This window comes from Gulosibacter sediminis, from assembly GCF_030011715.1.
Taxonomy (GTDB): Bacteria; Actinomycetota; Actinomycetes; order Actinomycetales; family Microbacteriaceae; genus Gulosibacter; species Gulosibacter sediminis.
The window spans coordinates 145,288-168,702 of the sequence record NZ_JASCYH010000001.1; the positions used below are offsets into that span (position 1 = coordinate 145,288).

A 23,415-nucleotide genomic window follows, 5' to 3' on the forward strand; every position below is an offset into this window, starting at 1 on the left:
CGCCCACCATCAGGAGTGTTCAACAGATGGCAGCCTCCAAGCTCGACCAGGTCATCGCGCTCGCTAAGCGACGCGGCTTTGTGTACCAGGCGGGTGAAATCTATGGAGGTTCGCGCTCGGCGTGGGACTACGGCCCCCTCGGCGTCGAACTCAAGGAGAACATCAAGCAGCAGTGGTGGCAGTACTTCGTGCGTGGCCGCGCCGACATGGTCGGCCTCGACTCGGCGGTGATTCTGCCGAAGCGCGTATGGGAGGCCTCGGGCCACGTCGCGACGTTCACCGACCCGCTCATCGAGTGCACGAACTGCCACAAGCGCCAGCGGCAGGACCACCTGCTCGAGGCATTCGAGGCAAAGAAGGGCCGCGAGGCGACGGGCATGGACGAGATCGTCTGCCCCGAGTGCGGTACCAAGGGCCAGTGGACCGAGCCCCAGAACTTCTCGGGCCTCATGAAGACCTACCTCGGCGCGGTCGACAACGAAGAGGGCCTGCACTACCTGCGCCCCGAGACGGCGCAGGGTATCTTCGTCAATTTCAACAACGTGGTGACGACTGCGCGGAAGAAGCCGCCGTTCGGCATCGGCCAGGTCGGCAAGTCGTTCCGCAACGAGATCACGCCCGGAAACTTCATCTTCCGCACCCGCGAATTCGAGCAGATGGAAATCGAATACTTCGTGCCGCCAGCGGATGCGTCGCAGCACTTCGACGAGTGGGTTCAGGCCTGCTGGAACTGGTTCGTCGACCTCGGCATCAACCCCGAGCACATGCGCCAGTTCGACGTCCCCGCGGACGAGCGCGCGCACTACTCTGACCGCACGATCGACTTCGAGTACGAGTTCGGCTTCAGCGGCAGCGCCTGGGGCGAGCTCATGGGTGTGGCCAACCGCACCGACTTCGACCTCAAGTCGCACACGGACGCGTCGGGCACCTCGCTGCAGTTCTTCGACCAGGCGGCCGGCGAGCACTTCACGCCGTATGTAATCGAGCCGTCCTTCGGCCTCACCCGCTCGCTCATGGCGTTCCTCGTAGATGCCTACGAGGAGGACGAGGCGCCGAACGCGAAGGGCGGCACCGACACCCGCACCGTGCTGCGCCTCGACCCGCGCCTCGCGCCGGTGAAGGCCGCCGTGCTGCCCCTGTCGAAGAAGGAAGAGCTCGCCCCGCTGTCGCAGCGCGTCGCCGAGGAGCTTCGCGCTGGTGGCCGCTGGAATATCGACTACGACGACGCCGGCCAGATCGGCCGCCGGTACCGTCGCCAGGACGAGATCGGCACACCGCTGTGCATCACGGTCGACTTCGACTCGCTCGACGACAACGCCGTGACCGTGCGCGACCGCGACACCATGACGCAGGAGCGCGTGAGCGTCGACCGCCTGTATGGCTACGTCGCCGAGCGCCTGCGCGGAGCCTAATCGCAGCTCGGGGTCGCCAATACGGGCGCGGGGTGCGAGAATAGTTCGGTTATGCCGACTGCAACTCTCTCGCACGCACCCGCGCTGAAGATTGGCGACCTCGAGGTCGCCTCGCCGGTCGTGCTCGCGCCGATGGCCGGGGTGACGAATGAGGCGTTCCGTCGGCTCTGCCGCGAGTACGGCGCCGGCCTGTATGTCACCGAGATGGTGACGACCCGGGCACTCGTCGAGCGCAACGAGTCGACGATGCGACTCATCCGCCACCATCCGTCGGAAGACATCCGGTCGATCCAGCTCTATGGCGTCGACCCGATCACCGTCGGTGACGCCGTTGGCCTCCTTGTCGACGAGGATCGCGCCGACCACATCGACCTCAACTTTGGCTGCCCCGTACCCAAAGTCACCCGTCGCGGTGGCGGTTCGGCGCTGCCGTGGAAGACGGATCTATTCGAGGCGATCTGCGCAGCCGCGGTGCGTCGCGCCGGCGACGTGCCCCTGACGATCAAGATACGCAAGGGCATCAACGATGATCACCTGACCTACCTCGAGGCGGCGAAGATCGCCGAGCAGGCGGGCGTCGCCGCGATCACGCTGCACGCGCGCACGCTCGAGCAGCAGTACTCGGGCACGGCTGATTGGGACGCGATCCGCACGCTGAAAGAGACCATCACGTCGATTCCGATCCTCGGCAACGGCGACGTGTTCGAGGGTGAGGACGGCCCGCGCATGATGGCTGAGACCGGCTGCGACGGCGTCGTCGTCGGTCGCGGTGTGCTCGGCCGCCCGTGGCTCTTCGGCGATCTCGAGGCGGCGTTCTCGGGTAGCGAGCGGCGTATCCAGCCCGGCCTGCGCGAGGTCGGTCACGCGATGGTGCGCCACGCCGAGCTGCTCGTCGACTTCTTCGGCAACGAAGGCCACGGTTGCCGCGACTTCCGCAAGCACGTCGCCTGGTACTTCAAGGGGTACCCTGTCGGTGGCGAGCTGCGCAAGCGCTTCGCGCTCATCGACACGCTCGACGAGCTGCGCGAGCTCGCTGATGGGCTTGAGGACTCCTCGTGGCCGGGCGTCGGCGCCGAGGGCCCGCGCGGCCGTTCGGGCAGCCCGAAGCGCGCCGTGCTGCCGCAGGGCTGGCTCGACTCGCGCCGCCTGCTCGATTCCGAGAGCGCCGACATCGCGGCTGCCGAACTTGACGTCTCGGGAGGCTAGGGATGCGCGCGCCCGGCCTGAATGGCCCCGCGAGCGAGTACTCGCTCGACGACGAAGCCCGGTTCCTGCCGGAGTTCCACGAGAACCGTCGCCGCTCATCCTTCGCCCGTGACCGGGCGCGCCTGCTGCACTCCTCGGGTCTGCGGCGCCTCGCGCTGAAGACGCAGGTGCTCTCACCGACGACGGGCGCGGACTTTGCCCGCAACCGACTCACGCACTCGCTCGAGGTGGCCCAGGTCGGCCGCGAGATCGCCGGCTCGCTCGCGCTCGACCCCGACATCGTCGACACCGCGTGCCTCGCCCACGACATCGGGCATCCGCCGTTTGGCCACAATGGCGAGCGCGCCCTCAACGACTGGTCGACCGACATCGGCGGCTTCGAGGGCAACGCGCAGACACTTCGGCTCGTGTCGCGGCTGGAGCCAAAGGTATTCGACGAATCGGGGCTCGCCTACGGCCTCAACCTGACCCGCGCATCCCTCGATGCGGCGTGCAAGTACCCGTGGGATCGCGACACCGGCCTCGCACTCGGCACGCGCAAGTTCGGCGTGTACGACGACGACAAGCCGGTGTTCGACTGGCTGCGAGCCGGCGCCCCGAGCGGGCGCAAGTGCATCGAGGCGCAGGTCATGGACTTGAGCGACGACATCGCGTACTCGGTGCACGACCTCGAGGACGCCGTGGTCGAGGGCTTCCTGCCCCTGACCGAACTGGAGGACGCCGAAAACCGCGAGGCAATCTTGTTCAACGCCGTCGAGTGGTCGGGGCGCAAATTCGACGAGGGCGAGCTCGGCGCGGCGTTCGATCGGCTGCTCACGCTGCCGTGGTGGGTGCACGACTATTCGGCGGCGGCGCGCGACCGCGCGGCATTGAAGAACCTCACCTCGCAGCTCATCGGCCGCTTTGCGAAAGCCTCAATTGCGGCGACTCTCGAAGCGTACGGCAGCGAGAACCTGCTCATTCGCTTTGGTGCCGAGGTGATCGTGCCCCGCGAGATCGAAGCCGAGATCGCACTGCTCAAGGGCGCCGTGGCCGGCTTCGTCATGAGCCTGCCCACGCGCCAGCCGGTGTATGCCCGCCAGCGTGAGCTGCTCACCGAACTGCTCGAGGCACTCTGGGCCACCGGCACGCTGCACCTCGAGCGCGAGTTCTCCGACTTGTTCGACGAAGCCGACGACGACGCTGCTCGCCGCCGGGTGATTGTCGATCAGGTCGCGTCACTCACCGATCAGTCGGCGCTTGCGCTGCATGCGAACGTCGCCACCGTCCGCATAGCCACGGCCTAGAATCGGTGCCATGGCGCGCATCCGACGAACTGACATTGACGAGGTACGAGCGCGCACAAATATCGACGACGTTGTCGGCGAGTACGTCGCGCTGAAGTCGGCTGGCGTCGGCTCGCGCAAGGGCCTCTGCCCGTTCCACGACGAGCGCACGCCATCGTTCCATGTTCGCCCGCAGCTCGGCTTCTATCACTGCTTCGGCTGCGGTGAGTCGGGCGATGTCTTCTCGTTCCTGCAGAAGATGGACCACATCACCTTCGTTGAGGCAGTCGAGCGGCTCGCGGGCCGCCTTGGCTACCAACTCACGTACGAGGACGGCGGCGAGGCGCCCGACCACAGCAACCGCGTGCGGCTGCTGCAGGTGAATGCCGAGGCCGAGAAGTTCTTCCAGGGCCAGCTCGCCACCGCGGACGCGCAGATCGGCCGCGACTTCCTTGGTGGCCGCGGGTTTGACCCGCAGGCGGCCGCGCACTTCGGCGTCGGCTACGCCCCGAAGTCGTGGGATGCGCTCTCGAAGCACCTACGCACGAAGGGCTACTCAACTCAGGAGCTGCAGGATGCCGGGCTCGTGTCGACGAACGACCGTGGCTCGAGCTACGACCGTTTCCGCGGCCGGCTCGTGTGGCCGATTCGCGACACCTCCGGTCAGACGGTGGGCTTCGGCGCGCGCAAGCTCTTCGACGATGACAAGGGCCCGAAGTACCTCAACACACCAGAGACCGAGATCTACCACAAGTCCCGAGTGCTCTACGGGCTCGATCTTGCCAAGCGCGACATCTCACGAGGCCACAAGGTCGTCGTGGTCGAGGGGTACACCGACGTCATGGCCGCGCACCTGGCTGGCGTGACCACTGCGGTCGCCACCTGTGGCACGGCCTTCGGCGTCGACCACATCAAGATCCTGCGCCGCATCATGGACGACGAATCGAACCGCGGGCGCGTGATCTTCAACTTCGACCCCGATGAGGCGGGCCGAAAAGCTGCCATGCGGGCGTTCGCCGAAGAGAACCGCTTCGTCGCGCAGACCTTTGTCGCCGTCGACACCACGCACGAGGGCCTCGACCCGTGCGACCTGCGCCTGAAGCACGGCGACGCGGCGATCGTCTCGCTCATCGACCACGCCGTGCCGATGTATGAGTTCGTCGTGCGGGAACAGATCAAGCGCCACAACCTGCGCAACGCCGAAGGCCGGGTGGCCGCTCTGCGTGAGGCCGCACCGATCATCGCCAGCATTCGCGACCGCGCGCTGCGCCCCGAGTACGTGCGTCAACTCTCGGGCTGGCTCGGCATGGACCTCGAGCAGGTGCAACGCGAGGTGCGTCGACACGAGCAGGCGGCGAATTCGCCGAGCGACCCCCACGGCGACCCGAGTGGCATCGCCGACAACACGTACGCCATGCCGGTCGTGCGCATGCGCGACCTGCCAAACGACCCGATCACCCGACTCGAGCGTGACGCGCTCGGTGCAGTGCTGCAGTACCCGAAGATGCTTTCAGAGGTGCAGCTCGACGGCGTGCTCGCGGCGAACTTCTCAGATGCGTCGCTCGACACGGTGCGAAATGCCATTGTGGCAACCCGCGGAACTCTCGGCACGCCGCAGTGGCTGCCGGAGGTGCACGAGGAGGTGCCGTCGTCGTTCGTGCCGCTCGTGACCGACCTGTCGATGGCGCCGCTGCCCGCCGGTCCCGGCCCCGAACAGGTGGCCGCGTACGTACGATCGGTCACGGCAGCGCTCGTTGAGCGCGACCTGCTTCGCCGGAAGGCGGAGTTGCTCGGTGAGTTGAAGCGCACCGACATTGAGACCGATCCGCTTGGACACCGCGAGTTGAGCGAGCGGCTCGTCGAGGTTGAGCGCCGCAAGCGCGAGCTGCGCGAGTCCGTCGAGGCCTAAGCGCGCGACCGCTAGGCTCGTGGCATGAGCAGCGTCATCAGTGCCCGGGATCTGTCGATTTCCTACGGTCCGCACATCGGCGACGCTGAGGCCCGAGTCCTTTCGGGCGTGAACATTGAGCTGCGCGAGGGCGAGATTCTTGGCGTCGTCGGCTCGGCCGGCAGCGGCAAGACGTCGCTCGGTCGCGTGATTTCGGGCCGCGGCCTGCTGCGCGGAGCACCGCATCCGTGGCCCTGGATTTCGGGCGGCGAACTGCACGTTGACGGCGTCAACCTGCGCAAACCCACCCGGGCCGACCTGCGCCGCCTGCCCCTGACCGTCGGGTACCTCGCGCCGAACTCCGGTCAGACGATGCGCAACGACCTCACGGTCGCCGAAAACATCGCCGAGCCGGTACTGAGCCGCGACCGGCACTTCGACAAGCGCTCGCTCGGCAAGGCAGCCGCGCTGCTCATCGACGCGGTCGACCTCGAGCTCGGCGTGCTCAACCGCTTTCCGTTCGAGCTCTCGCGAGGTCAGCGCCAACGCGTCGCGTTCGCACGCGCGCTCATCGTCGAGCCGCGGCTGCTCATCGTCGACGAGCCGGCGCAGGGCGTCGACGTCATTGCGCGCCCGGCACTTTTCGAGCTGCTCGAACGCCTCAATCGTGGCCGCACGCTCTCGATGCTCGTCATCAGCAACGACCTCGCAACCGTTGAGCGACTCACGAGCAACGTCGTCATCACCGACCGCGGCACGGTGCTCGCGCGGGGCAAGATCGACGAGGTGCTGCGCGACCCGTTCGACCCGTATCTGCAGCGGATGCGCGACGCCCGCGAATTCGCCCGCGCGCCCCTTCCTGGCCTGGTCGACCGCGACCTTGTCGCCGCGGCCGAGCGGGTGGCCGGCGGGTTGTTTCGCGACGACGACCCCGATGAGGTCGCCGCCGCCGAGCGCGATCGACTCGTCGAGGATCGCCCAGAGTTTGCACGATTCCACACCGATGAAGAGGAGACCACCAATTGACCGAGTTTCACCACCGCGAAGTTCTGAGTGCGCCGGCCACGAAGCTCGAGGGTGACGCGCGTCCCGAGCCCGGCAAGATCACGGTGCTGCCCGCAGGGTCGGGACGGGCGCAGACGCAGACGGTAATCGATGCTGGAGGAGAGGTTGTCGAGCTGTCTGACGACACGCACGGCCTCATCTACACGTCGTACCGCGACATCGAGCCGCTGTTCGAAGCGCTTGACAGCTACCCGGGCATCGGCTGGGTGCAGCTGCCCTACGCGGGGATCGACGCTTACGCAAAGCGCCTCGCACCGTACGCCGAGCGCGGCCTCGTGGTCACCTCGGCGAAGGGGGCGTACGCGCAGCCGGTCGCGGAGCAGGCGCTCGCGCTCACCCTCGCTGCGCAGCGCAGCCTCGTCTTGCGCTCGCGCGCCACGAAGTGGGGCCCGTCGCTGGGCCGCTCGCTCTACGGCAATCACGTCGTTATTCTGGGCGCCGGCGGAATTGCGAGCGAGCTACTCAGCCTGCTGCGGCCCTTTGACGTGACTACGACCGTGGTGCGCCGCAGCGCGGCGCCGCTCGAGGGAGCCGACCGCACCGTGACGAGCGACGAGTTCGACGCTGTGTTGCCGGAGGCCGACGTCGTGGTGCTCGCTGCCGCGTCGACCGACGAGACCTATCACCTCATCAACGCCGAACGGCTACGCGCCATGAAGCCGACATCGGTGCTCGTCAACATCGGTCGCGGCCCGCTCGTCGACACCGAGGCGCTCGACGCGGCCCTCGATGCCGAGGAGATCTACGGCGCCGCCCTCGATGTGACCGACCCCGAACCGCTGCCGGAGGGCCACCCGCTCTGGTCGAACGATCGCTGCCTGATTACGCCGCACTCGGCCGACACCCCCGAAATGACCCTGCCGCTGCTGCTACGCCGAATCGACGACAACGTGCGTGGCTTCCTCTCGACTGGTGAATTCGTGGGGCTGGCCGACCCCGTGAAGGGGTACTAGGCGACCTCGCTCTGGGGCGCATCCACTGGTGATCGGATGCGAGCGGGGCGACTCGGCGGCCGATTTCACATTGCGCGTCAGGTGATGTTAGACTATTCGAGTTGTCATCCCCGATAGCTCAATTGGCAGAGCAGCCGGCTGTTAACCGGCAGGTTGTTGGTTCGAGTCCAACTCGGGGAGCTTCTGCCCTCCGCCCTCGCGCGGAGGGCATCCTTCTTTTCCCAAGGCTACGGCCGTAATTACGATTTAGCGCTGGCCCTGCCCCGTCGGAAGATCAACCGACCGACGACGCCGAGGGCGAGCACCCCGAGCCCTCCGACGACCGACCACACGGGCAACGTGACGACGAGGACGGCGCAGAGCGCCGCGCCGAGCAGCTGCATCCACTTTGGATACCGGCGATCGTCGCCGCGCTGGTGGAGCGCCGAGAGGTTCGCGACGAGGTAGTACACGAGCACGCCGACACTCGAGAAGCCGATGACGTCGCGAATGTCGCCGATAAGGATCAACACGGCTACGGCGACGCCGACCACGATGGTGAGCAGCGCCGGCACGTTGTGGCTCGGCGACAGGCGCGACAGCACAACCGGCAGATCGTGGTTGCGCGCCATCGCGAGGCCGGTGCGAGTAATGCCCGCGACGCCCGCAAGCAGGGCCCCCAGGCATGCGAGCGTGGCCGTGATGACCACAACCATGCCAACGCCCGGCGCACCGGAGACGAGGTCGACGAGCGGAGCATCCGACGCGGCGAGGCGCAGCGGCCCCAGTCGAGCCAGCAGCGTGACCGCTACGAGCACGTAGAGAGCGGCGACGAGCACCAGCGTCGTGATGATGGCGCGCGGGATCACCCGGGTTGGGTCGCGCACCTCCTCGCCGAGGGTCGCGATGCGCGCGTACCCCGCGAAGGCAAAGAACATCAGGCCGGCCGACTGGAGCACGCCATAGATCGAGGCGTCGGGGACGAGCACGAAGGTCGCGTCGGAGGTCGGCGTGGTCGTCCACGCGACGATCAGCATCACCGCGAGGCCGGTCAGCACGAGCGTCACGATGCCCGCTGCTGCTCGCGCGGTGCGCGTGATGCCGACGAGGTTGAGCACCACGACGAGCGCTACGGCGACGAGCCCGATCGCCCGCTGCCAGAACAGGTCAGGTACGAGATACGCGCCCAGCGTGAGCGCCATCGCCGCGGCTGAGGCGGTCTTGCCGATGACGAAGCCCCAGCCCGCGATAAACCCGGGCCAGGCGCCGAGTTCCTGGCTGCCGAAATGGTAGGCGCCGCCCGAAGTCGGGTACTTCGCCGAAAGCTGCGCGGTGGAGGTGGCGTTGCAGGCCGCGACGAGCAGCGCGAGCGCCAGGCCGAGCAGCAGCCACTCGCCAGCAACCCGAGCGGCTGGCCCGAAGACACTGAAAACGCCGGCCCCGATCATCGCCGCGAGGCCGATGCTCATTGCACCGAACAGGCCGAGTTTGCGCTCGAGCGCCGGCTGGGTCACCTCGTTAGCCCTCGAGCTTCTCTTCGCCGGGCAGCCACGACTTGCCCGGCACATTCCAGCCGCGCTTGCGCATGATCTTGAACGCCTGCTTGTGACTGGGCACCGCGAGGCGGTCGACGTAGATCACGCCGTCGAGGTGGTCGTACTCGTGCTGCAGGATGCGCGCGAGCCAGCCCCCGGCGCGCAACTGAAAGGCCTTGCCCTCGAGGTCGGTCGCCTGGAGCAGCACGGCGGGGGAGCGGCGGAGCTCGAAGCGCTCACCCGGCACTGAGAGGCAGCCCTCTTCTTCGAATTCCTCAAGTTCCTCGAAACTTTCGGGCACCAGCGGTGCCTGCCACAGCTGCGGGTTGATCGCGACGCCACGGTGCTCGCTGCCGTCCTCGTCCTCCCAGCTGTACACGAACACCCGCTTGCCCACGCCAACCTGCGGCGCGGCGAGGCCGACGCCCGGCGCGGCGGCCATGGTCTCGTACATGTCGGTGACGAGTTCGCGGATCTCGTCGGTGATCTCATCAACCGGCCGGGCAGGGGTATGCAGCACCGCATCTCCGTAGATGCGAATGGGAAGGACGCTCATGTTTGGAGTGTATCTGGGCCACGTTTCCCTGCTCGCCGTACAATCTGGCGGGTGCAGTACCTCGGCATCCCACTCGCGATCCTCGGCGCCGTCCTCATGTCGGTCAGCGCGATGCTGCAGCACCGCGGCGTGGCCAGGGCGGATGCGGCGGGCAACGGCGATGGCGGCGAAGGCCTCGGGCTCCGCAGCTTTCTGCGCCTGCTTAAGTCAAAGACTTGGCTCTCGGGCACGCTGCTGCTCGGAGTCGCGGTGGTTTGCCAGCTCGGCGCACTCCTGTTTTCGCCGCTCGTGCTGGTGCAGCCCATCGGCGTCATCTCGCTCGTGTTGACGGCCGTCATCACCGCCAAGCAGAGCGGCATGCCGGTCGGTCGGCGCAAGGCGCTGTCAATCACACTCTGTGTCGCCGGTGTGGGCGGCTTCGTTGCCGTGGCCTCGTCGGTCGCGGTCGACAAAGAGATCACCGAGCCGCAGCTCATCGTCGTCCTCGTGATCCTCGCCGCGCTCGTCGTGCTGCTTGGCATCGCGTTCGTGTTCGTACGCCGCACCAAGTGGCGCAGCCTGTTCTACGTCGTCGCCGGCGGCGTCATGTATGGCTTCCTCGTGACCCTCGCCAAAGTCGTGCTCGCGCGCTGGCAGCAGGGCGACTACGGCTGGTACTTTCTCGCTTGCGCGGCCGGAGTCGTCATCTCGCTGTTGGTCGGCGGCTATTTCGTGCAGACCGCGTACGCCTCGAGCTCGGCCGACCTCGTCATCGCCGGCCTCACGGTAATCGATCCCCTCGTGGCAGTGACGATCGGCATCGTGGTGCTCCGCGAAACCGAGGGCGCGAACCTGCTCGTCAACATCCTCTTCGTCGCGCTCGGTGCCCTTGCCATCATCGGCGTGCTGCTATTGCAGCTCACGCAGTCGGATGACGAGGTGTCGGCGGTGCGCAACCACGCGCTCGGCCGTGGCAATTAGACTCGACGTTCAGCCCGTGCCAGCCGCCCCACGAGGGCCCGTGCGCGCATCTGGTAGATGACAAAGGACTTCATGACTTCGCCGCTTCGACTGTTGATCGCCGCCGACACGTTTCCGCCTAACGTCAATGGCGCGGCGACGTTTACGCAGAATCTCGCGAGTGGCATGGCGGCGCGCGGCCTCGACGTGCACGTCGTGACCCCGGCGGCCTCGAAGCGGCACGGCACCTGGTACGAGGAATACGACGGGCAGCGCATCACGGTGCACCGCCTGCCGAGTGACCGCTGGTGGCCGCACGACTGGCTGCGCTACGTGAAGCCGTGGCGCGCCCGGGCGCACATGCGCGAGGTGCTCGACCGTGTGCAGCCCGACGTCATCCACTACCAGTCCGCGGTCGTGCTCGGTCGCGCGGCGGTGCGCGAGGGCGCATCCCGGGGCATCCGCATCATCGGCACGAACCACCTCATGCTCGAGAACATGCTCGAGCACACGTATATCCCGGAGTTTCTGCAGGGATGGGCATCGGGCATCTGGTGGCGCGATGCCCACAAGACGTTCGCCGAGACAGCCGCGCTGACGACGCCCACGCGCCGTGCCGCCGACTTCCTCGAGCAGAACGGCAACCTGCACGACGTACTCGCCATTTCGTGCGGGCTACGCACGAGCAACTACACGCCGAAGTTCGAAGAGAAGTCGCCGAAGCGCATCCTCTTCGTCGGCCGCGTGACTGGCGAGAAGCAGATCGACGTGTTGCTCAAGGCGTTCGCGAAGCTCGAGGGCGACGACCTCTTTTTCGACATCGTCGGTACGGGCGACCAACTGCAACACCTGCAGAAGCTCGCGAAAGACCTCGGCGTTGCTGACCGCTCAAAGTTCCACGGCTACGTGACCGACCAGGAGTTGCGCACGATCTACGCCGACGCGACGGTGTTCGCGATCGCCTCGATCGCCGAGCTGCAGTCGATCGCGACGATGGAGGCGATGGCTTCAGGCCTGCCCGTCGTCGCCGCAAACTCGATGGCGCTGCCGCACCTCGTGCACGACGGCGAGACCGGGCTGCTCTTCGAGCCCGGCAGCGTCGAGGATGCGCGTGAGAAGCTTCAGCGCGTGCTCGACCTCCCGCGCGACGAGCGCGAGGCACTCGGTCGCGCGGGGTTGAAAGACGTGCAGGCGCACGACATCGACACGACGATGGAGCTCTTCGAGCGCCTCTACCGTGGCGAGTCGGTGGAGTCGGTCGGTCGTGATTCGGTCAACGAGCAGGACCACTCACTCGACGGGCTGCCGAAGCGCTAGCTAGTCACCGAGCTGCTGCAGGGCCGCTTCGACGCGCTGCACCTTGCCGGTGAGTTCGTCGTCGTGCCCCGGGCGAATGTCGGCCTTCAGTACGAGCGAGACCCGCGAACCATAGCGACCGGCCTCGTCGACCGCCGCCTTGACGACGGCCATGACCTCGTCCCATTCGCCCTCGATCGAGGTGAACATCGCGGTCGTCTCGTTGCGCAGCCCGCTCGCGCGAATCACGCGCACGACCGCGGCGACGGCGTTGCTATACGAGCCCGCCTCGTCGGCGGTGACCGACGGGTCGCTCGCGGGGCCGGAGGGGGCAATGGAGATCGCTGCAATCATGAATTCATTGTGCCGTGCGCACGGCACAATAGAGACATGACATCGCCCATCGTCGACCGCAGCCAACTTCCAAACGCAGGGAGGGTCGTCGTCAAGATCGGCTCGTCGTCGCTTACGCGAGCGGATGGCCGCCTCAACGTACCGGCGCTGCGGAAACTTGTCGACGTGCTCGCGGAACAGTCACTTGCGGGCAAGCAGGTCGTGCTCGTGAGCTCGGGTGCGATCGCGGCCGGCTTCATGCCGCTCGGCTACGACGTGCGGCCAAGCGACGTCGCCGGCGCCCAGGCCGCCGCAGCTGTGGGTCAGAGCGTGCTCATGGCGCAGTACACCGACGCGTTCAGCGCGTACGAAATTACAGTCGGGCAGATCCTCATGACCGCGGCCGACACCCTGCGCCGTGACCGGTATCGGCACGTCGCTCAGGCGTTTGAGCGCATGCTCGAACTCGGCGCCGTGCCCATCGTCAACGAAAATGATGCGCTCGCCACGAGCGAGCTGCGCTTCGGCGACAATGACCGCCTCGCGGCGCTGGTGGCCCAACTCGTGCAAGCCGATGCGCTTATCCTGCTCACCGACGTCAACGGGCTTTACGACGCCCCGCCGAAGCAGTCGGGGGCCCGACGCATCGCGACCGTCGAGCGCATGGAGGATGTCGCGGGGGTCGAGGTAACGGGCCGGGGTTCGGCGTTCGGTACGGGCGGCATGGTGACGAAGTTGCAGTCGGCTGAGATGGCGACGACGACCGGCATCCCAGTCATGCTCACCAGCGCGCCGAATGTTCGCGCCGCGTTCGAGGGCATGGATGTGGGCACCTGGTTCGTGCCGACGTCGGGCCGTTCGCGCCGCCGCAAGGTGTGGCTCGAGCACGCCGCCCAGATGTACGGTCGTCTCGTCGTCGACCCGGGAGCCGAGCGCGCACTGCGGGATCGGGGCGCATCCCTACTCGCGGCTGGCATCCGTTCGGTGCATGGGGAATTCGCCGCGGGCGACCCGGTCGAGGTTGTCAACGAGGCCGGCGACGCCATCGCTCACGGCATCTCGAACTTCGACTCGAGCGAGCTGCCGCAGATGCTCGGCCGCAGCACCGACGAAATGCGCGCAAGCCTCGGTGACGACTTCGTGCGTTCGGTCGTGCACCGCGACGAGCTCACGCTCGTGAGCCCCACGGTGACCGACATCGTCACGGGACGGGTGACGCAGTCAGGCATTCCGGTGCTCGACTAGGGATGCCCCGCGCGATCTAGACTGGTGGGTATGACCGAAACGGCTGCCTCCACGATCAACGCTGACACGGTGCGCGCGGTGCGTGAAACCGCGCAGCGAGCTAAGACCGCATCGATTCAGCTGTCGCGCGCGTCCAGCGGTTCGAAGAACGACATGCTGCTCTCGATCGCGTCGGCCCTCGAATCGGCCGCAGCTGAGATCGTTGCCGCGAACGAAGATGACATGGCTCGCGGCCGGGAACGCGGCATGAGCGATGGCCTGCTCGACCGCCTCCAGCTCACCAAGGAGCGCGTCGCGACCATCGCCGAGGCCCTGCGCGACGTCGCCGACCTGCCCGACCCCGTGGGTGAGGTCGTGCGTGGTTCCACTCTCGAGAACGGCCTGCGCCTGCGCCAGCTTCGCGTGCCAATGGGCGTCGTCGGCATGATCTACGAGGCTCGCCCGAACGTGACGGTGGATGCGGCCGGCCTCGCACTGAAGTCGGGTAACGCCGTGATTCTTCGCGGTGGCTCGGCGGCGATGTCGACGAACCGGGCCATCGTGCAGGTGATGCAGGATGCACTCGTCGCCGAAGGCTACTCGGCCTCCCTCGTGCAGACCATCGACGAGTACGGCCGCGAGGGTGGCGTGGCGCTGATGCAGGCGCGCGGCCTCGTCGACCTGCTTGTGCCGCGCGGCGGCGCGGCGCTCATCCAGACGGTCGTGCTCGAGTCGAAGGTGCCGGTCATCGAGACGGGCACCGGCAACGTGCACATCTACGTCGACGAGTCGGCCGACATCGAAAAAGCGCTGCCGATCATCCTCAACGCGAAGACGCAGCGCGTCGGCGTCTGTAATGCCGTCGAGACGCTGCTCGTGCACGAGGGCATCGCCGACAAGTTCGTGCCCCTCGTCACCGCTGCGCTCACCGAGCAGGGCGTGACCGTGCACGCCGACGATGTCACGCAGCAGCTCTCGGCAGATTCGGCCACCACTGCGGCCACCGATGCCGACTGGGAGACCGAGTACCTCTCGCTCGACATCGCGGCGAAGGTCGTGCCGTCGATCGATACCGCGATTGAGCACATCCGCCGCTACACGACTGGCCACACCGAGGTCATCGTGACCGAATCGCTCGCCGCCGCGAACCAGTTCACCGACGAGGTCGACGCCGCCGTGGTCATGGTCAACGCGTCGTCGCGCTTCACCGACGGCGCCGAGTTTGGCCTCGGTGCCGAGCTTGGCATTTCGACGCAGAAGCTTCACGCGCGTGGCCCGATGGGCCTCGCTGAACTCACCACCACGAAGTGGATCGTCGAGGGTAACGGGCAGGTGCGGCCGTAGCCTGGACTCCTGCCTACGGGAATACACGTATTCCTATTCAGTCACGGATCGTTGGGGTATGAACGCCACCTTCACCCGCGGTACCTCCGCCTTCAAATAGCTTGCGCAACTCGGCGCTGCGCCCGATGATCTGCGGATATAAGGCAAGTATCAAGTTCGATATCGTGAAAGCGGATGCGAGAGATTCGCCCAGTGCATCTTCGATTCGGGCAAGTCGATAGCGGATCGTGTTTGGGTGGACGAACATCGCTTCAGCAGTGCGCACGATATTTTGCTCGGCTGCGTCCGCCGGAAGACCTAGACTTGCACCACCCTACGTTCGTGACCCCTGACCTGACCACGTTCTGCCGTCTCGACGAGCTCGGCCTTCAAGCCGTCGGGCAGCTGCTCGAGGCTGATCGGGCGGTGCTGGAGTGCCGCGTCGTCGAGGACGACCCGTGGTGTCGGAAGTGCGGCCCGGAGGGCGTGCCGCGTGACACGGTGACGCGGCCGCTGGCGCATGAGCCGTTCGGGCATCGGCCGACGACGCTGCTGGTCCGGGTGCGCCGCTACCGGTGCACGCACTGCCGCCGGACCTGGCGGCAGGACACGTCGAAGGCGGCGGCGCCGAGGGAGAAGATCTCCCGCGGCGGGATCGGGTGGGCACTCACGGCGATCGTGGTCGACCACCTCACCGTCTCCCGCGCCGCAGCAGGGCTCGGGGTGTCGTGGCATACCGCGAACACCGCGATCATCGCCGAAGGCAGGCGTCGCCTGATCGACGACCCGGCGAGGTTCGACGGGGTCACCACGATCGGTGTCGATGAGCACGTCTGGCGTCACACACGGTTTGGCGAGAAGTACGTGACCGTGATCATCGACCTCACCCCCGCGAGGAACAAGACGGGCCCGGCCAGGCTGCTGGACATGGTCGAGGGCCGCTCGAAGCAGGTGTTCAAGGAGTGGCTCGCCGCCCGGCCTGCGGAGTGGTCGAGCCGGATCGAGGTGGTCGCGATGGACGGGTTCTCCGGGTTCAAGACCGCCGCGGCCGAAGAGCTCCCCGACGCGGTCCCGGTGATGGACCCGTTCCACGTCGTCCGCCTGGCCGGCGACGCGCTCGACCGGACCCGGCAGCGCATCCAGCAAGACACACTCGGGCACCGCGGTCACGCCGGCGACCCGCTCTACGGGATCCGCCGCACCCTCCACACCGGCGCGAGCTTCCTCACCAAGAAACAGACCGCGCGGCTCGAAGCAGGTGTTCAAGGAGTGGCTCGCCGCCGAGGAGCACGTCGAGGTCGAAGCGACCTGGGGCATCTACCAGCGCATCGTCGCCGCCTACCGCGAATCCGACAAGAACAAGGCGAAGGAGATGATGCGGGCGGTGATCGACTCTGTCAGCAACGGCGTCCCCGCGCTGCTCAAAGAGATCCGTCGCCTCGGCCGCACGCTGAAGCAGCGCGCCGCGGACATCCTCGCGTTCTTCGACCGCCCCGGAACGAGCAACGGCCCAACGGAGGCCATCAACGGCCGGCTCGAGCACCTTCGCGGTTCCGCCCTCGGCTTCCGGAACCTCACGCACTACGTCGCCAGATCGCTCCTCGAAGCCGGCGGATTCAGACCGCTCCTACACTCTCATTCGCGATGAGCCTGTTTGATGTCACCTGTTCCTGCACCAGACCCAATAGCGGCGAGTGTTCTCGCCGCGTGCGACGCTCCATAGAATGGTCCCGTCAGATTTCTCTGGCGGGACCATTCTCTGCGTTTATGCGGCACCATCACGGCTTTTCCTGCCAGGTTCCTGAGTCGACAAGGCATGAAGGGGTTAGCATGGGGCCATGAAGGGTGTGTTTTGGATGTGGCTTGGCATGATTCTTGTCGGCCTCCTGTATATGTTTGCGATCCCGCTGATGGGGCGATGAACGTGAAGATCCGCGACCACGCTCTGTCTATCGGCTTCGCTGCTGCCTTCCTTATTACGCTGTTCGCCCAGTCCGTCGTCGGCCTTGCCGCCTACAACGAAGACCAGGCTAGCCACGATCTTCCCGTGGTCGACTGGGCCGCGTTCGTCACTTCTTCCGACTTCGTCGTGGACGTGGCTGAGAACTGGCAATCCGAGTTCTTGCAGTTCTTCCTGTTCATCCTCGCGACCGTCTGGCTCGTCCAGCGAGGCTCACCGGAATCGAAGAAAGTCGGTGACGAAGGCCTGGGAAGCGACCAGGAGCAGCTCGTGGGGGAGTACAGCCGATCCGACTCCCCGCGGTGGGCGAAAGTCTCGGGATGGCGCCGCACTCTCTACAGCAACTCCCTGCTGATCGTGATGGGAAGCATCTTCCTACTCTCTTGGCTCGCGCAAGGTGTGGCTGGAACCGTTGCCTTCAATGAGGAGCAAGCGATGCACGGGGAGGCCGCAGTCTCTTTCGGTCAGTACATTCTGTCGCCAGATTTCTGGAACCGGACGCTGCAAAACTGGCAATCAGAATTGCTCGCGGTGGGCAGCATGGTCGCGTTCTCGATCTTCCTCCGGCAGCGCGGTTCCCCAGAATCGAAACCCGTTGGCGCGCCCCATCACCAAAGCTCGGTGGAGGCCGAGTAGCTAGCATCTACCCTTCCTCTAGGCGCGTGATCCCGAGTCCGGTTGACTACCCGCTTGAGCCAGGCAAACCGCCAATCGTGGACTCGCGATACGTCACAGAAATTGGTAGCGCAAGCAGCGAGCACCCTTCCCGAGTCCGAGCGCGCTGCCGCCGTCCATTCTGAGCCTGCACCGCCTCGCGCCGAGCTGATCGACGCTCCAACGAGCGCCGAGGCGATCGCCAAGATCCAGCTCGAGGCCGGCGAACAGATCGCCTGGATCCGCCGCAGCTACGAATGACACGCTAGCTCGGGAACGTGCTGCACTGCCCAGGCGACAGCTGAGTTCAGTGATTGGAACGATCTGACCCAGGGCCGCAGCCCCGTCGTGTCTCGATAGACGTGGTAAGCCGGCCCAACGCCGGCCGCCGGCGTTAGATACCGGACCCACGCAATCGTGCGAGTGGCATGCCCATGTACCCGCCACACCTGACCGGGATGCACCGTCTCTGCGAGCGGGTGTTCCTCTCGCGCCTGCCGCTCGAGCCGGGCGATGATCTCATCCGCTCCATCAGCACGCTGCTTGCTCATGGTGAGAGGGTAATCCCCTCCCACGACGCCACGGCGCGCTAGCTGTACTAACCGAGGACGTTAGTTGACGTGTTGTGCGGCGCGTCCGAAGTCGGTGATGAGCCAGCGGTGGATGGACTCGTCAGGGAAGGGGTGGGCCTCGTATCCCGGTGCTGGCGTTCGGGGCTCAGGTTCGTGGACGCGGTCGATGCGGAACAGGCGCCAGTCCTCACGCTGCGTGTCGTAGGCGACTAGGTACCAGATGCCGTGGCGCAGGACCTGGCGGTACGGCTGAACGATCCGGTTGCTCGCGTGGCCGTGTTGGTCGGTGTATGCGAAGCCCAGATGCTGTACAACCGCGATGGTGTCCGCGATCATCCCCAGGGCGGGCCAATCGACCGCGTGCGTGGCGGTGACGACCTGGGTGGCCGCGGCAGCGGCGACGGCTCGTTGACGCAGGCTGGAAGGCAGGAGTCGCTCAAGCTTGGCTCTCACGGTAGTTGCGCTGTCGTCTGCGAGGCGTGCTACGGGGTCCGCCGCACCCTCCACACCGGCGCGAGCTTCCTCACCAAGAAACAGACCGCGCGGCTCGACGCGGTGTTCGCCGCCGAGGAGCACGTCGAGGTCGAAGCGACCTGGGGCATCTACCAGCGCATCGTCGCCGCCTACCGCGAACCCGACAAGAACAAGGCGAAGGAGATGATGCGGGCGGTGATCGACTCTGTCAGCAACGGCGTCCCCGCGCTGCTCAAAGAGATCCGTCGCCTCGGCCGCACGCTGAAGCAGCGCGCCGCGGACATCCTCGCGTTCTTCGACCGCCCCGGAACGAGCAACGGCCCAACGGAGGCCATCTGTGAGTGAGGCCCCGGCCCGCAACCCCTCCACGCCAGACGGGCCACTACATACCGTCTAGGGCGTGTCTCGTAAATGGTTGAGCCAGGCGATGACACCGTTCAGGACGACCGCGGCCCGGTACACGATCGCGAGTTTGTCATACCGGGTCGCTAGGCCCCGCCACTGCTTTAACCGGCAATAGCCCCGCTCGATCACGTTCCGGCCCCGATACCGGGCTGCGTCAAAATTCTCCGGCCGACCCCCACGCGACCCGCGTCGTTTCCGGTTCGCTTGCTGGTCCGCGGGCTGCGCGATCACTGTCGTTACCCGCCGGGCCCGCAGGTAGCCACGATTCGCGCGGGACGAGTACGCCTTGTCACCCAACGCCGCGTCCGGCCGGGTGCGCCGCCCGATGCGTAACTGTTCCAGCAGCGGAATGAACATGGGCGAGTCGCCGTCTTGTCCCGCGGTGCAGATCGTCACCAGTGGCAGGCCGTGCCCGTCGACGAGCTGGTGCGTTTTCGTGGACAACCCGCCACGAGAACGACCGACGGTGTGATCGATGGGTTCAGTCAGCAGATTCTTGTAATTCGACGAGGCCCTTTTTTCGGCGGGTCACGTTCGTCGCGTGCTGGTGCGCGCGGGCGATGGTCGAGTCCACGGACACGTCCCAGTGCACGAGCCCGCGCTGCTGCGCGTGCTCGTGCAGGCGGGCCTGGACGCGGTCCCACACGCCGTCCCCGGCCATGCGGCGGTGCCACCGCCACACGGTCTGCCAGGGCCCGTACACGTCGGGCAGGTCACGCCACGCGATCCCGCACCGGTAGCGGTAGATGATGCCCTCGACCATGGTCCGGGCGTCCGCGAACGGTCGACCTGGCCGGCCCGCGGACGACGGGAGCAAGTCCGCGATCAGGGCCCACTGCTCGTCAGAAAGGAGCTGGAATCGTGACATACCGCCACGATTCCAGCTCCAAGCACAATTAATTACGAGACACGCCCTAGGCGCTATGAGCGCAGGCCCCACGCTCAACCACTCATGGCGTCTAGGTCTGGTCGGGGCGCTTGTCGGGCCGCCAGCCACGCCAGACCGGCTGACGAAAGCGCCCTGCCCTCGTGCGGCCCTTTGAAGTGACCTCGCCGACGAGCTTCGGCTTCACCCAGTGCGCGTCGCGCCTCACATCGGACGGCACCTCAGTGACCGGCGCCTTCCGCTCCAATGGCTCGAGCCGCGCGCGAATCGCACGGCGCTCCTTCGTCGAGAAGCCAGTGCCGACCCGGCCTGCATACTTCCAACCGGACTCGTCATCGCTATCGCGCGTGGCGAGCAGCAAGGAGGCCAGCCCGTGCGAATCAGCCGTGCTCTCTCTCCAGCCGATCACTGCGGCCTCGGTCGTTGCGATGAACGGAAACTTCAGCCATTCGGGGGAGCGCTCGCCCGAACGGTAGGGGCTTTGCTGTTGTTTCGCGACGACTCCTTCAAGGCCGAGGGAGCGGCTCGCCTCCATCGCGTCTTCCGGGGGCCCGTCGAATGCGTCGGGCACGACTACTGGCACCGTTTCAATTCGTTCGACGAGTGATTTCAGGAGCTCACTGCGTTGCCGATAGGGGAGTGAACGAGAGTCTTGACCGTTCACGCTCAGCACATCAAAGATCAGATAGGTGGCGGGGGCGCTCCTTCTCGCCTTCTCGATATCGCGTCGTTTCGTGAGCCCGAAACGTTGCTGCAAGAGGTCGAAGCTCGGGGCGCCATCCGGGTCGAAGGCGACGATCTCACCGTCGAACACGACCTGTTCGGCGTTCGCTGCGGCGGCGAGGTTCGCGAGTTCCGGGTATGCGGAGGTGACGTCAGACCCTGAGCGGGTGCGCAACGTTGTGCGCTCGCCGTCGACGAGGGCGATTGCACGGATGCCGTCCCACTTCATTTCGAACGCCCATTCCCCGGGGTCGAGTCGGGCGAGGGTCTCGGATGCACCGACCTCCGCGAGCATCGGTGTGAGCTCTGCGGCATCTTCACGGTCTCTTGAGCGGAGAGGCTCCATGAGGTGGATCATCCATCGCGGTTTGCCACCGGACTCGCCCGCGCGAAACAGCGCGAAGCGTCGTTTCCCGCCCAGCCCACCGCCGGGTCGACCGACCAGCGTCGCGATCACTTCATCGTCTCGCCATTTCTCGAGCTCGTATTCTCCCGCGTCCCAGATGCGCACCTGGCCCGCGCCGTATTCGCCCGTCGGTATCTCGCCCTCGAATTTGCGGTACGAGAACGGGTGATCCTCCGTCGGCACTGCGAGGTGGTTCTTAGCCGGGTCCGTGGGCACGCCCTTCGGAAGCGCCCAGCTTACTAGCACACCCTCGTGCTCGAGTCGGAAGTCATAGTGCAGGCGTCGGGCGTCGTGCCGTTGGATCACGAACTGCGGCAGGGCGCGCCGGACGTCCTCCGAGGCGGCATCTTCCGACTGCGTATCAATCGAAGGTCCGGGCACCGGTTCGGGCGTTCGCGAGGCGTCGCGCATCGAGCGATATTTCTGCAGGCGGTCGTTGTGGACGGGTGTTCCTTTCACCAGGTCTGCGAGAGGATCGCCCCGCTTCTCCACCCGGTCGAGAACTTCGGTGAACTCGAGATGGCGAAGGTGGGGCGATGCGAGTTCGCGCCAACTGCGCGGTGCTGCGACGGTGGGCGCGATCCTGCCTCTCAGTGAATATGGTGCGACGGTGGTCTTCGAAGCATTGTTTTGACTCCAGTCGATGAACACGCGGCCGGGTCGCAGTGAGCGCTTCATCGAACTGGTGATGTCGTCGGGATAGTCCGCTTCGAGCGAGCGCGCGAGCTCTTTCGCGACCGAGGAGATCTGATCCGAGGTCTGCGTGCCGTCGAGAGCCGCGTACACGTGGATGCCAGAGCTGCCGCTCGTCACCGGGATCGATTCGAGGCCCATGTCGCGAAGAATGTCGCGAATCATGAACGCGACCTTCGCACAGCTCTTGAATGGCACTCCCTGGCCGGGGTCGAGGTCGAAGATCATGCGATCCGGGTTCTGGGGTGACCCCGAGGCATCGAAGCGCCACTGGGGCACATGAACCTCCAGTGAGGCGAGTTGTGCGAGCCAGACGAGTGTCGCCTCGTCGTTCACGAGCGGGTATGTATTGACGTGATCCTGGTGCTCGACCTCGCGTGTGTGCAGCCAGTTGGGAGCCGAGTCGCCGAGGTCCTTCTGGAAGAACGAGCCACCCGTGCCGTCGGGCCCGACACCATCGGGCCACCGCTTCCTCGTCGCCGGCCGATCCCGGCAATGCGGCAGCATGGTCTCTGCAATCGCGCTGTAATACGCGATGACATCGCCCTTTGTCGTTCCCGTGGAGGGGTAGAGCACCTTGTCGAGGTTTGAAACCTTGATCCGGTGCCCGCCCACTTTGACTGCCTGGTCTCGTTTCGCCATGCATACATGCTGAAACGCCTTTCGCGCTACCGCTAGTCCTTTGACAGGCGAGTGAGTTCTACTGTAGGCATGAAAGCTATTTGGAGCGGAGCGATTTCTTTCGGGCTCGTGAATGTGCCCGTCAAGTTGTATAGCGCGACCGAGGATCACGACGTCGAGTTGCATCAGGTGCACGATAAAGACGGCGGCCGGATCCACTACGAGCGCCGATGCGAAATCTGCGGCGAGATCGTGCCCTACAAGCACATCGAGCGCGCGTATGCAGACGAGGAAGAGACGATCGTGCTCGCCCGGGAGGAACTCGACTCCATCCCTCAGGAGCGTGATCGCGAGATATCGGTCGTCGAATTCGTTCCCTCAGAGCAGATCGACCCGATGCTGTTCGAGCGCAGCTATTACCTCGCCCCATCGGGAAAATCCCCCAAGGCATACGTGCTCTTGCGCCGCACGCTCGAGAAGACCGAGAAAACCGCCGTGGTGAAGTTCGCGCTGCGTCAGAGGACGCGGCTCGCCGCGCTGCGCGTGCGCGATAATGTGCTGCTGCTGCAGACGCTGCTCTGGCCCGACGAGATCCGCGAAGCCGAGTTCCCGTCGCTCGACCAGAGCGTGCGCATTTCCGCAAAGGAAATGCAGCTCTCCGCTGCGCTCGTGAAGAGCTTCACCGACGATTTCAAGCCGGAGCAATTCAAAGACGAATATCAGGAGCAGCTGCGAAAGCTGATCGAGGCCAAACGGCGAGCAGGCGATGCGATCGACACCGATGAGACGTTCGGCGACGAAGAGGACAAAGGCGTCGAGGTGATCGACCTCATGGATGCACTTAAGCAGAGCGTCGAGAGGTCGCGCAAGACGAAGAGGCGTGGAACTCGCAAGACGAGCGCCTCGAAGAAGCGCGCGACACGCGCCTCATAGTCTCGGGTATAACTTTCATGCATCCGGGCAGGTCTGGAGCGACCAGAAATCTTGAAGGCTCGACCGAAGAGCGGCGAGCCGAGCCAGCCGCCCCCTTGTCTCGGCACGCGACGG

20 protein-coding genes, 1 tRNA gene and 2 pseudogenes are annotated in these 23,415 nt (G+C 66.0%); 16 read left to right on the forward strand and 7 right to left on the reverse strand.

All coding sequences use genetic code 11. The annotated features are described in order from the left end of the window. Positions 1-26 precede the first annotated feature (26 nt). The 7 genes from QM019_RS00750 to QM019_RS00780 all read left to right on the forward strand — a co-directional run bounded on the left by QM019_RS00750 (position 27) and on the right by QM019_RS00780 (position 7,969). Entirely contained in the window at positions 27-1,412 is a 1,386-nt protein-coding gene (locus QM019_RS00750) for a glycine--tRNA ligase (protein WP_282824081.1), read from the forward strand. 51 nt (positions 1,413-1,463) lie between these two features. Beyond that, a complete protein-coding gene (gene dusB / locus QM019_RS00755; protein ID WP_282851477.1) occupies positions 1,464-2,618 on the forward strand; it encodes a tRNA dihydrouridine synthase DusB in 1,155 nt (384 codons plus the stop codon). A 2-nt stretch (positions 2,619-2,620) separates the two neighbouring features. Continuing rightward, positions 2,621-3,904: a deoxyguanosinetriphosphate triphosphohydrolase gene (locus tag QM019_RS00760; RefSeq protein ID WP_282851478.1), complete on the forward strand. Its 1,284-nt coding sequence runs from the start codon at positions 2,621-2,623 to the stop codon at positions 3,902-3,904. 10 nt (positions 3,905-3,914) lie between these two features. Continuing rightward, the gene (gene dnaG, locus QM019_RS00765) at positions 3,915-5,792 is read left to right on the forward strand and encodes a DNA primase (RefSeq protein ID WP_282824087.1); all 1,878 of its coding nucleotides are present in this window, start codon (positions 3,915-3,917) and stop codon (positions 5,790-5,792) included. Between the two features lie 24 nt (positions 5,793-5,816). Beyond that, the gene (locus QM019_RS00770; protein WP_125106007.1) at positions 5,817-6,797 is read left to right on the forward strand and encodes an ATP-binding cassette domain-containing protein; all 981 of its coding nucleotides are present in this window, start codon (positions 5,817-5,819) and stop codon (positions 6,795-6,797) included. After that, complete coding sequence (locus tag QM019_RS00775) at positions 6,794-7,789, forward strand: D-isomer specific 2-hydroxyacid dehydrogenase family protein (protein WP_282851479.1); 996 nt, start codon at positions 6,794-6,796, stop codon at positions 7,787-7,789. The genes QM019_RS00770 and QM019_RS00775 overlap by 4 nt, the downstream gene beginning before the upstream one ends. Before the next feature lie 107 nt (positions 7,790-7,896). After that, positions 7,897-7,969, forward strand: a tRNA-Asn gene (locus QM019_RS00780). Between the two features lie 59 nt (positions 7,970-8,028). Here the strand turns inward: QM019_RS00780 and QM019_RS00785 are convergent. Together QM019_RS00785 and def are read right to left on the reverse strand one after the other, a co-directional pair. After that, a complete protein-coding gene (locus QM019_RS00785; protein WP_282851480.1) occupies positions 8,029-9,282 on the reverse strand; it encodes an APC family permease in 1,254 nt (417 codons plus the stop codon). Between the two features lie 4 nt (positions 9,283-9,286). Continuing rightward, complete coding sequence (def, locus tag QM019_RS00790) at positions 9,287-9,859, reverse strand: peptide deformylase (RefSeq protein WP_282851481.1); 573 nt, start codon at positions 9,857-9,859, stop codon at positions 9,287-9,289. 51 nt (positions 9,860-9,910) lie between these two features. Here def and QM019_RS00795 point away from each other — a divergent pair, with 51 nt between their 5' ends. Further along, positions 9,911-10,819, forward strand: coding sequence for a DMT family transporter (locus QM019_RS00795; RefSeq protein ID WP_282851482.1), 909 nt, complete (start codon positions 9,911-9,913; stop codon positions 10,817-10,819). 72 nt (positions 10,820-10,891) lie between these two features. Continuing rightward, positions 10,892-12,115 (forward strand): glycosyltransferase, encoded by a 1,224-nt coding sequence (locus QM019_RS00800; protein WP_282851483.1) that lies wholly within the window; start codon positions 10,892-10,894, stop codon positions 12,113-12,115. Here the strand turns inward: QM019_RS00800 and QM019_RS00805 are convergent, their stop codons facing one another. Further along, on the reverse strand, positions 12,116-12,448 hold the full coding sequence (locus QM019_RS00805; RefSeq protein ID WP_193128276.1) for a thiamine-binding protein: 333 nt from the start codon (positions 12,446-12,448) through the stop codon (positions 12,116-12,118). Between the two features lie 36 nt (positions 12,449-12,484). On the opposite strand from QM019_RS00805, the gene proB reads away from it, so the two are divergent. Together proB and QM019_RS00815 are read left to right on the forward strand one after the other, a co-directional pair. Further along, entirely contained in the window at positions 12,485-13,672 is a 1,188-nt protein-coding gene (gene proB / locus QM019_RS00810) for a glutamate 5-kinase (protein WP_282851484.1), read from the forward strand. Positions 13,673-13,702: 30 nt separating this feature from the next. Beyond that, positions 13,703-14,995 (forward strand): glutamate-5-semialdehyde dehydrogenase, encoded by a 1,293-nt coding sequence (locus QM019_RS00815; RefSeq protein WP_282851485.1) that lies wholly within the window; start codon positions 13,703-13,705, stop codon positions 14,993-14,995. A 37-nt stretch (positions 14,996-15,032) separates the two neighbouring features. On the opposite strand, the gene QM019_RS00820 is transcribed toward QM019_RS00815, so the two are convergent. Next, the gene (locus tag QM019_RS00820) at positions 15,033-15,260 is read right to left on the reverse strand and encodes a helix-turn-helix domain-containing protein (protein ID WP_282851486.1); all 228 of its coding nucleotides are present in this window, start codon (positions 15,258-15,260) and stop codon (positions 15,033-15,035) included. 38 nt (positions 15,261-15,298) lie between these two features. Here QM019_RS00820 and QM019_RS00825 point away from each other — a divergent pair. The 3 genes and pseudogenes from QM019_RS00825 (at position 15,299) to QM019_RS00835 (ending at position 17,849) form a co-directional block, all read left to right on the forward strand. Beyond that, positions 15,299-16,622, forward strand: a pseudogene (locus QM019_RS00825) (ISL3 family transposase). 270 nt (positions 16,623-16,892) lie between these two features. Then, entirely contained in the window at positions 16,893-17,570 is a 678-nt protein-coding gene (locus QM019_RS00830) for a DUF6766 family protein (protein ID WP_282851487.1), read from the forward strand. Positions 17,571-17,624: 54 nt separating this feature from the next. Then, a complete protein-coding gene (locus QM019_RS00835; RefSeq protein ID WP_282851488.1) occupies positions 17,625-17,849 on the forward strand; it encodes a hypothetical protein in 225 nt (74 codons plus the stop codon). 350 nt (positions 17,850-18,199) lie between these two features. On the opposite strand, the gene QM019_RS00840 is transcribed toward QM019_RS00835, so the two are convergent. Next, positions 18,200-18,496, reverse strand: coding sequence for a WYL domain-containing protein (locus QM019_RS00840; RefSeq protein WP_282851489.1), 297 nt, complete (start codon positions 18,494-18,496; stop codon positions 18,200-18,202). Positions 18,497-18,643: 147 nt separating this feature from the next. Here QM019_RS00840 and QM019_RS00845 point away from each other — a divergent pair. Then, positions 18,644-18,970, forward strand: a pseudogene (locus QM019_RS00845) (transposase); the annotation flags it as partial. A 57-nt stretch (positions 18,971-19,027) separates the two neighbouring features. Here QM019_RS00845 and QM019_RS00850 read toward each other — a convergent pair. After that, positions 19,028-19,907, reverse strand: a protein-coding gene (locus tag QM019_RS00850; RefSeq protein WP_282851490.1) for an IS5 family transposase whose coding sequence is annotated in 2 segments (ribosomal slippage) — positions 19,028-19,558 and positions 19,560-19,907 — 879 coding nt in all. Because the reading frame shifts where the segments join, the coding sequence is not laid out codon by codon here. Positions 19,908-19,998: 91 nt separating this feature from the next. Next, positions 19,999-22,554 carry an ATP-dependent DNA ligase gene (locus QM019_RS00855; protein ID WP_345961007.1) on the reverse strand — a complete coding sequence of 852 codons (2,556 nt, stop codon included), beginning with the start codon at positions 22,552-22,554 and terminating at the stop codon, positions 19,999-20,001. Here QM019_RS00855 and ku point away from each other — a divergent pair. Next, positions 22,459-23,301: a non-homologous end joining protein Ku gene (gene ku / locus QM019_RS00860; protein WP_282851491.1), complete on the forward strand. Its 843-nt coding sequence runs from the start codon at positions 22,459-22,461 to the stop codon at positions 23,299-23,301. The genes QM019_RS00855 and ku overlap by 96 nt on opposite strands. Positions 23,302-23,415 lie beyond the last annotated feature (114 nt).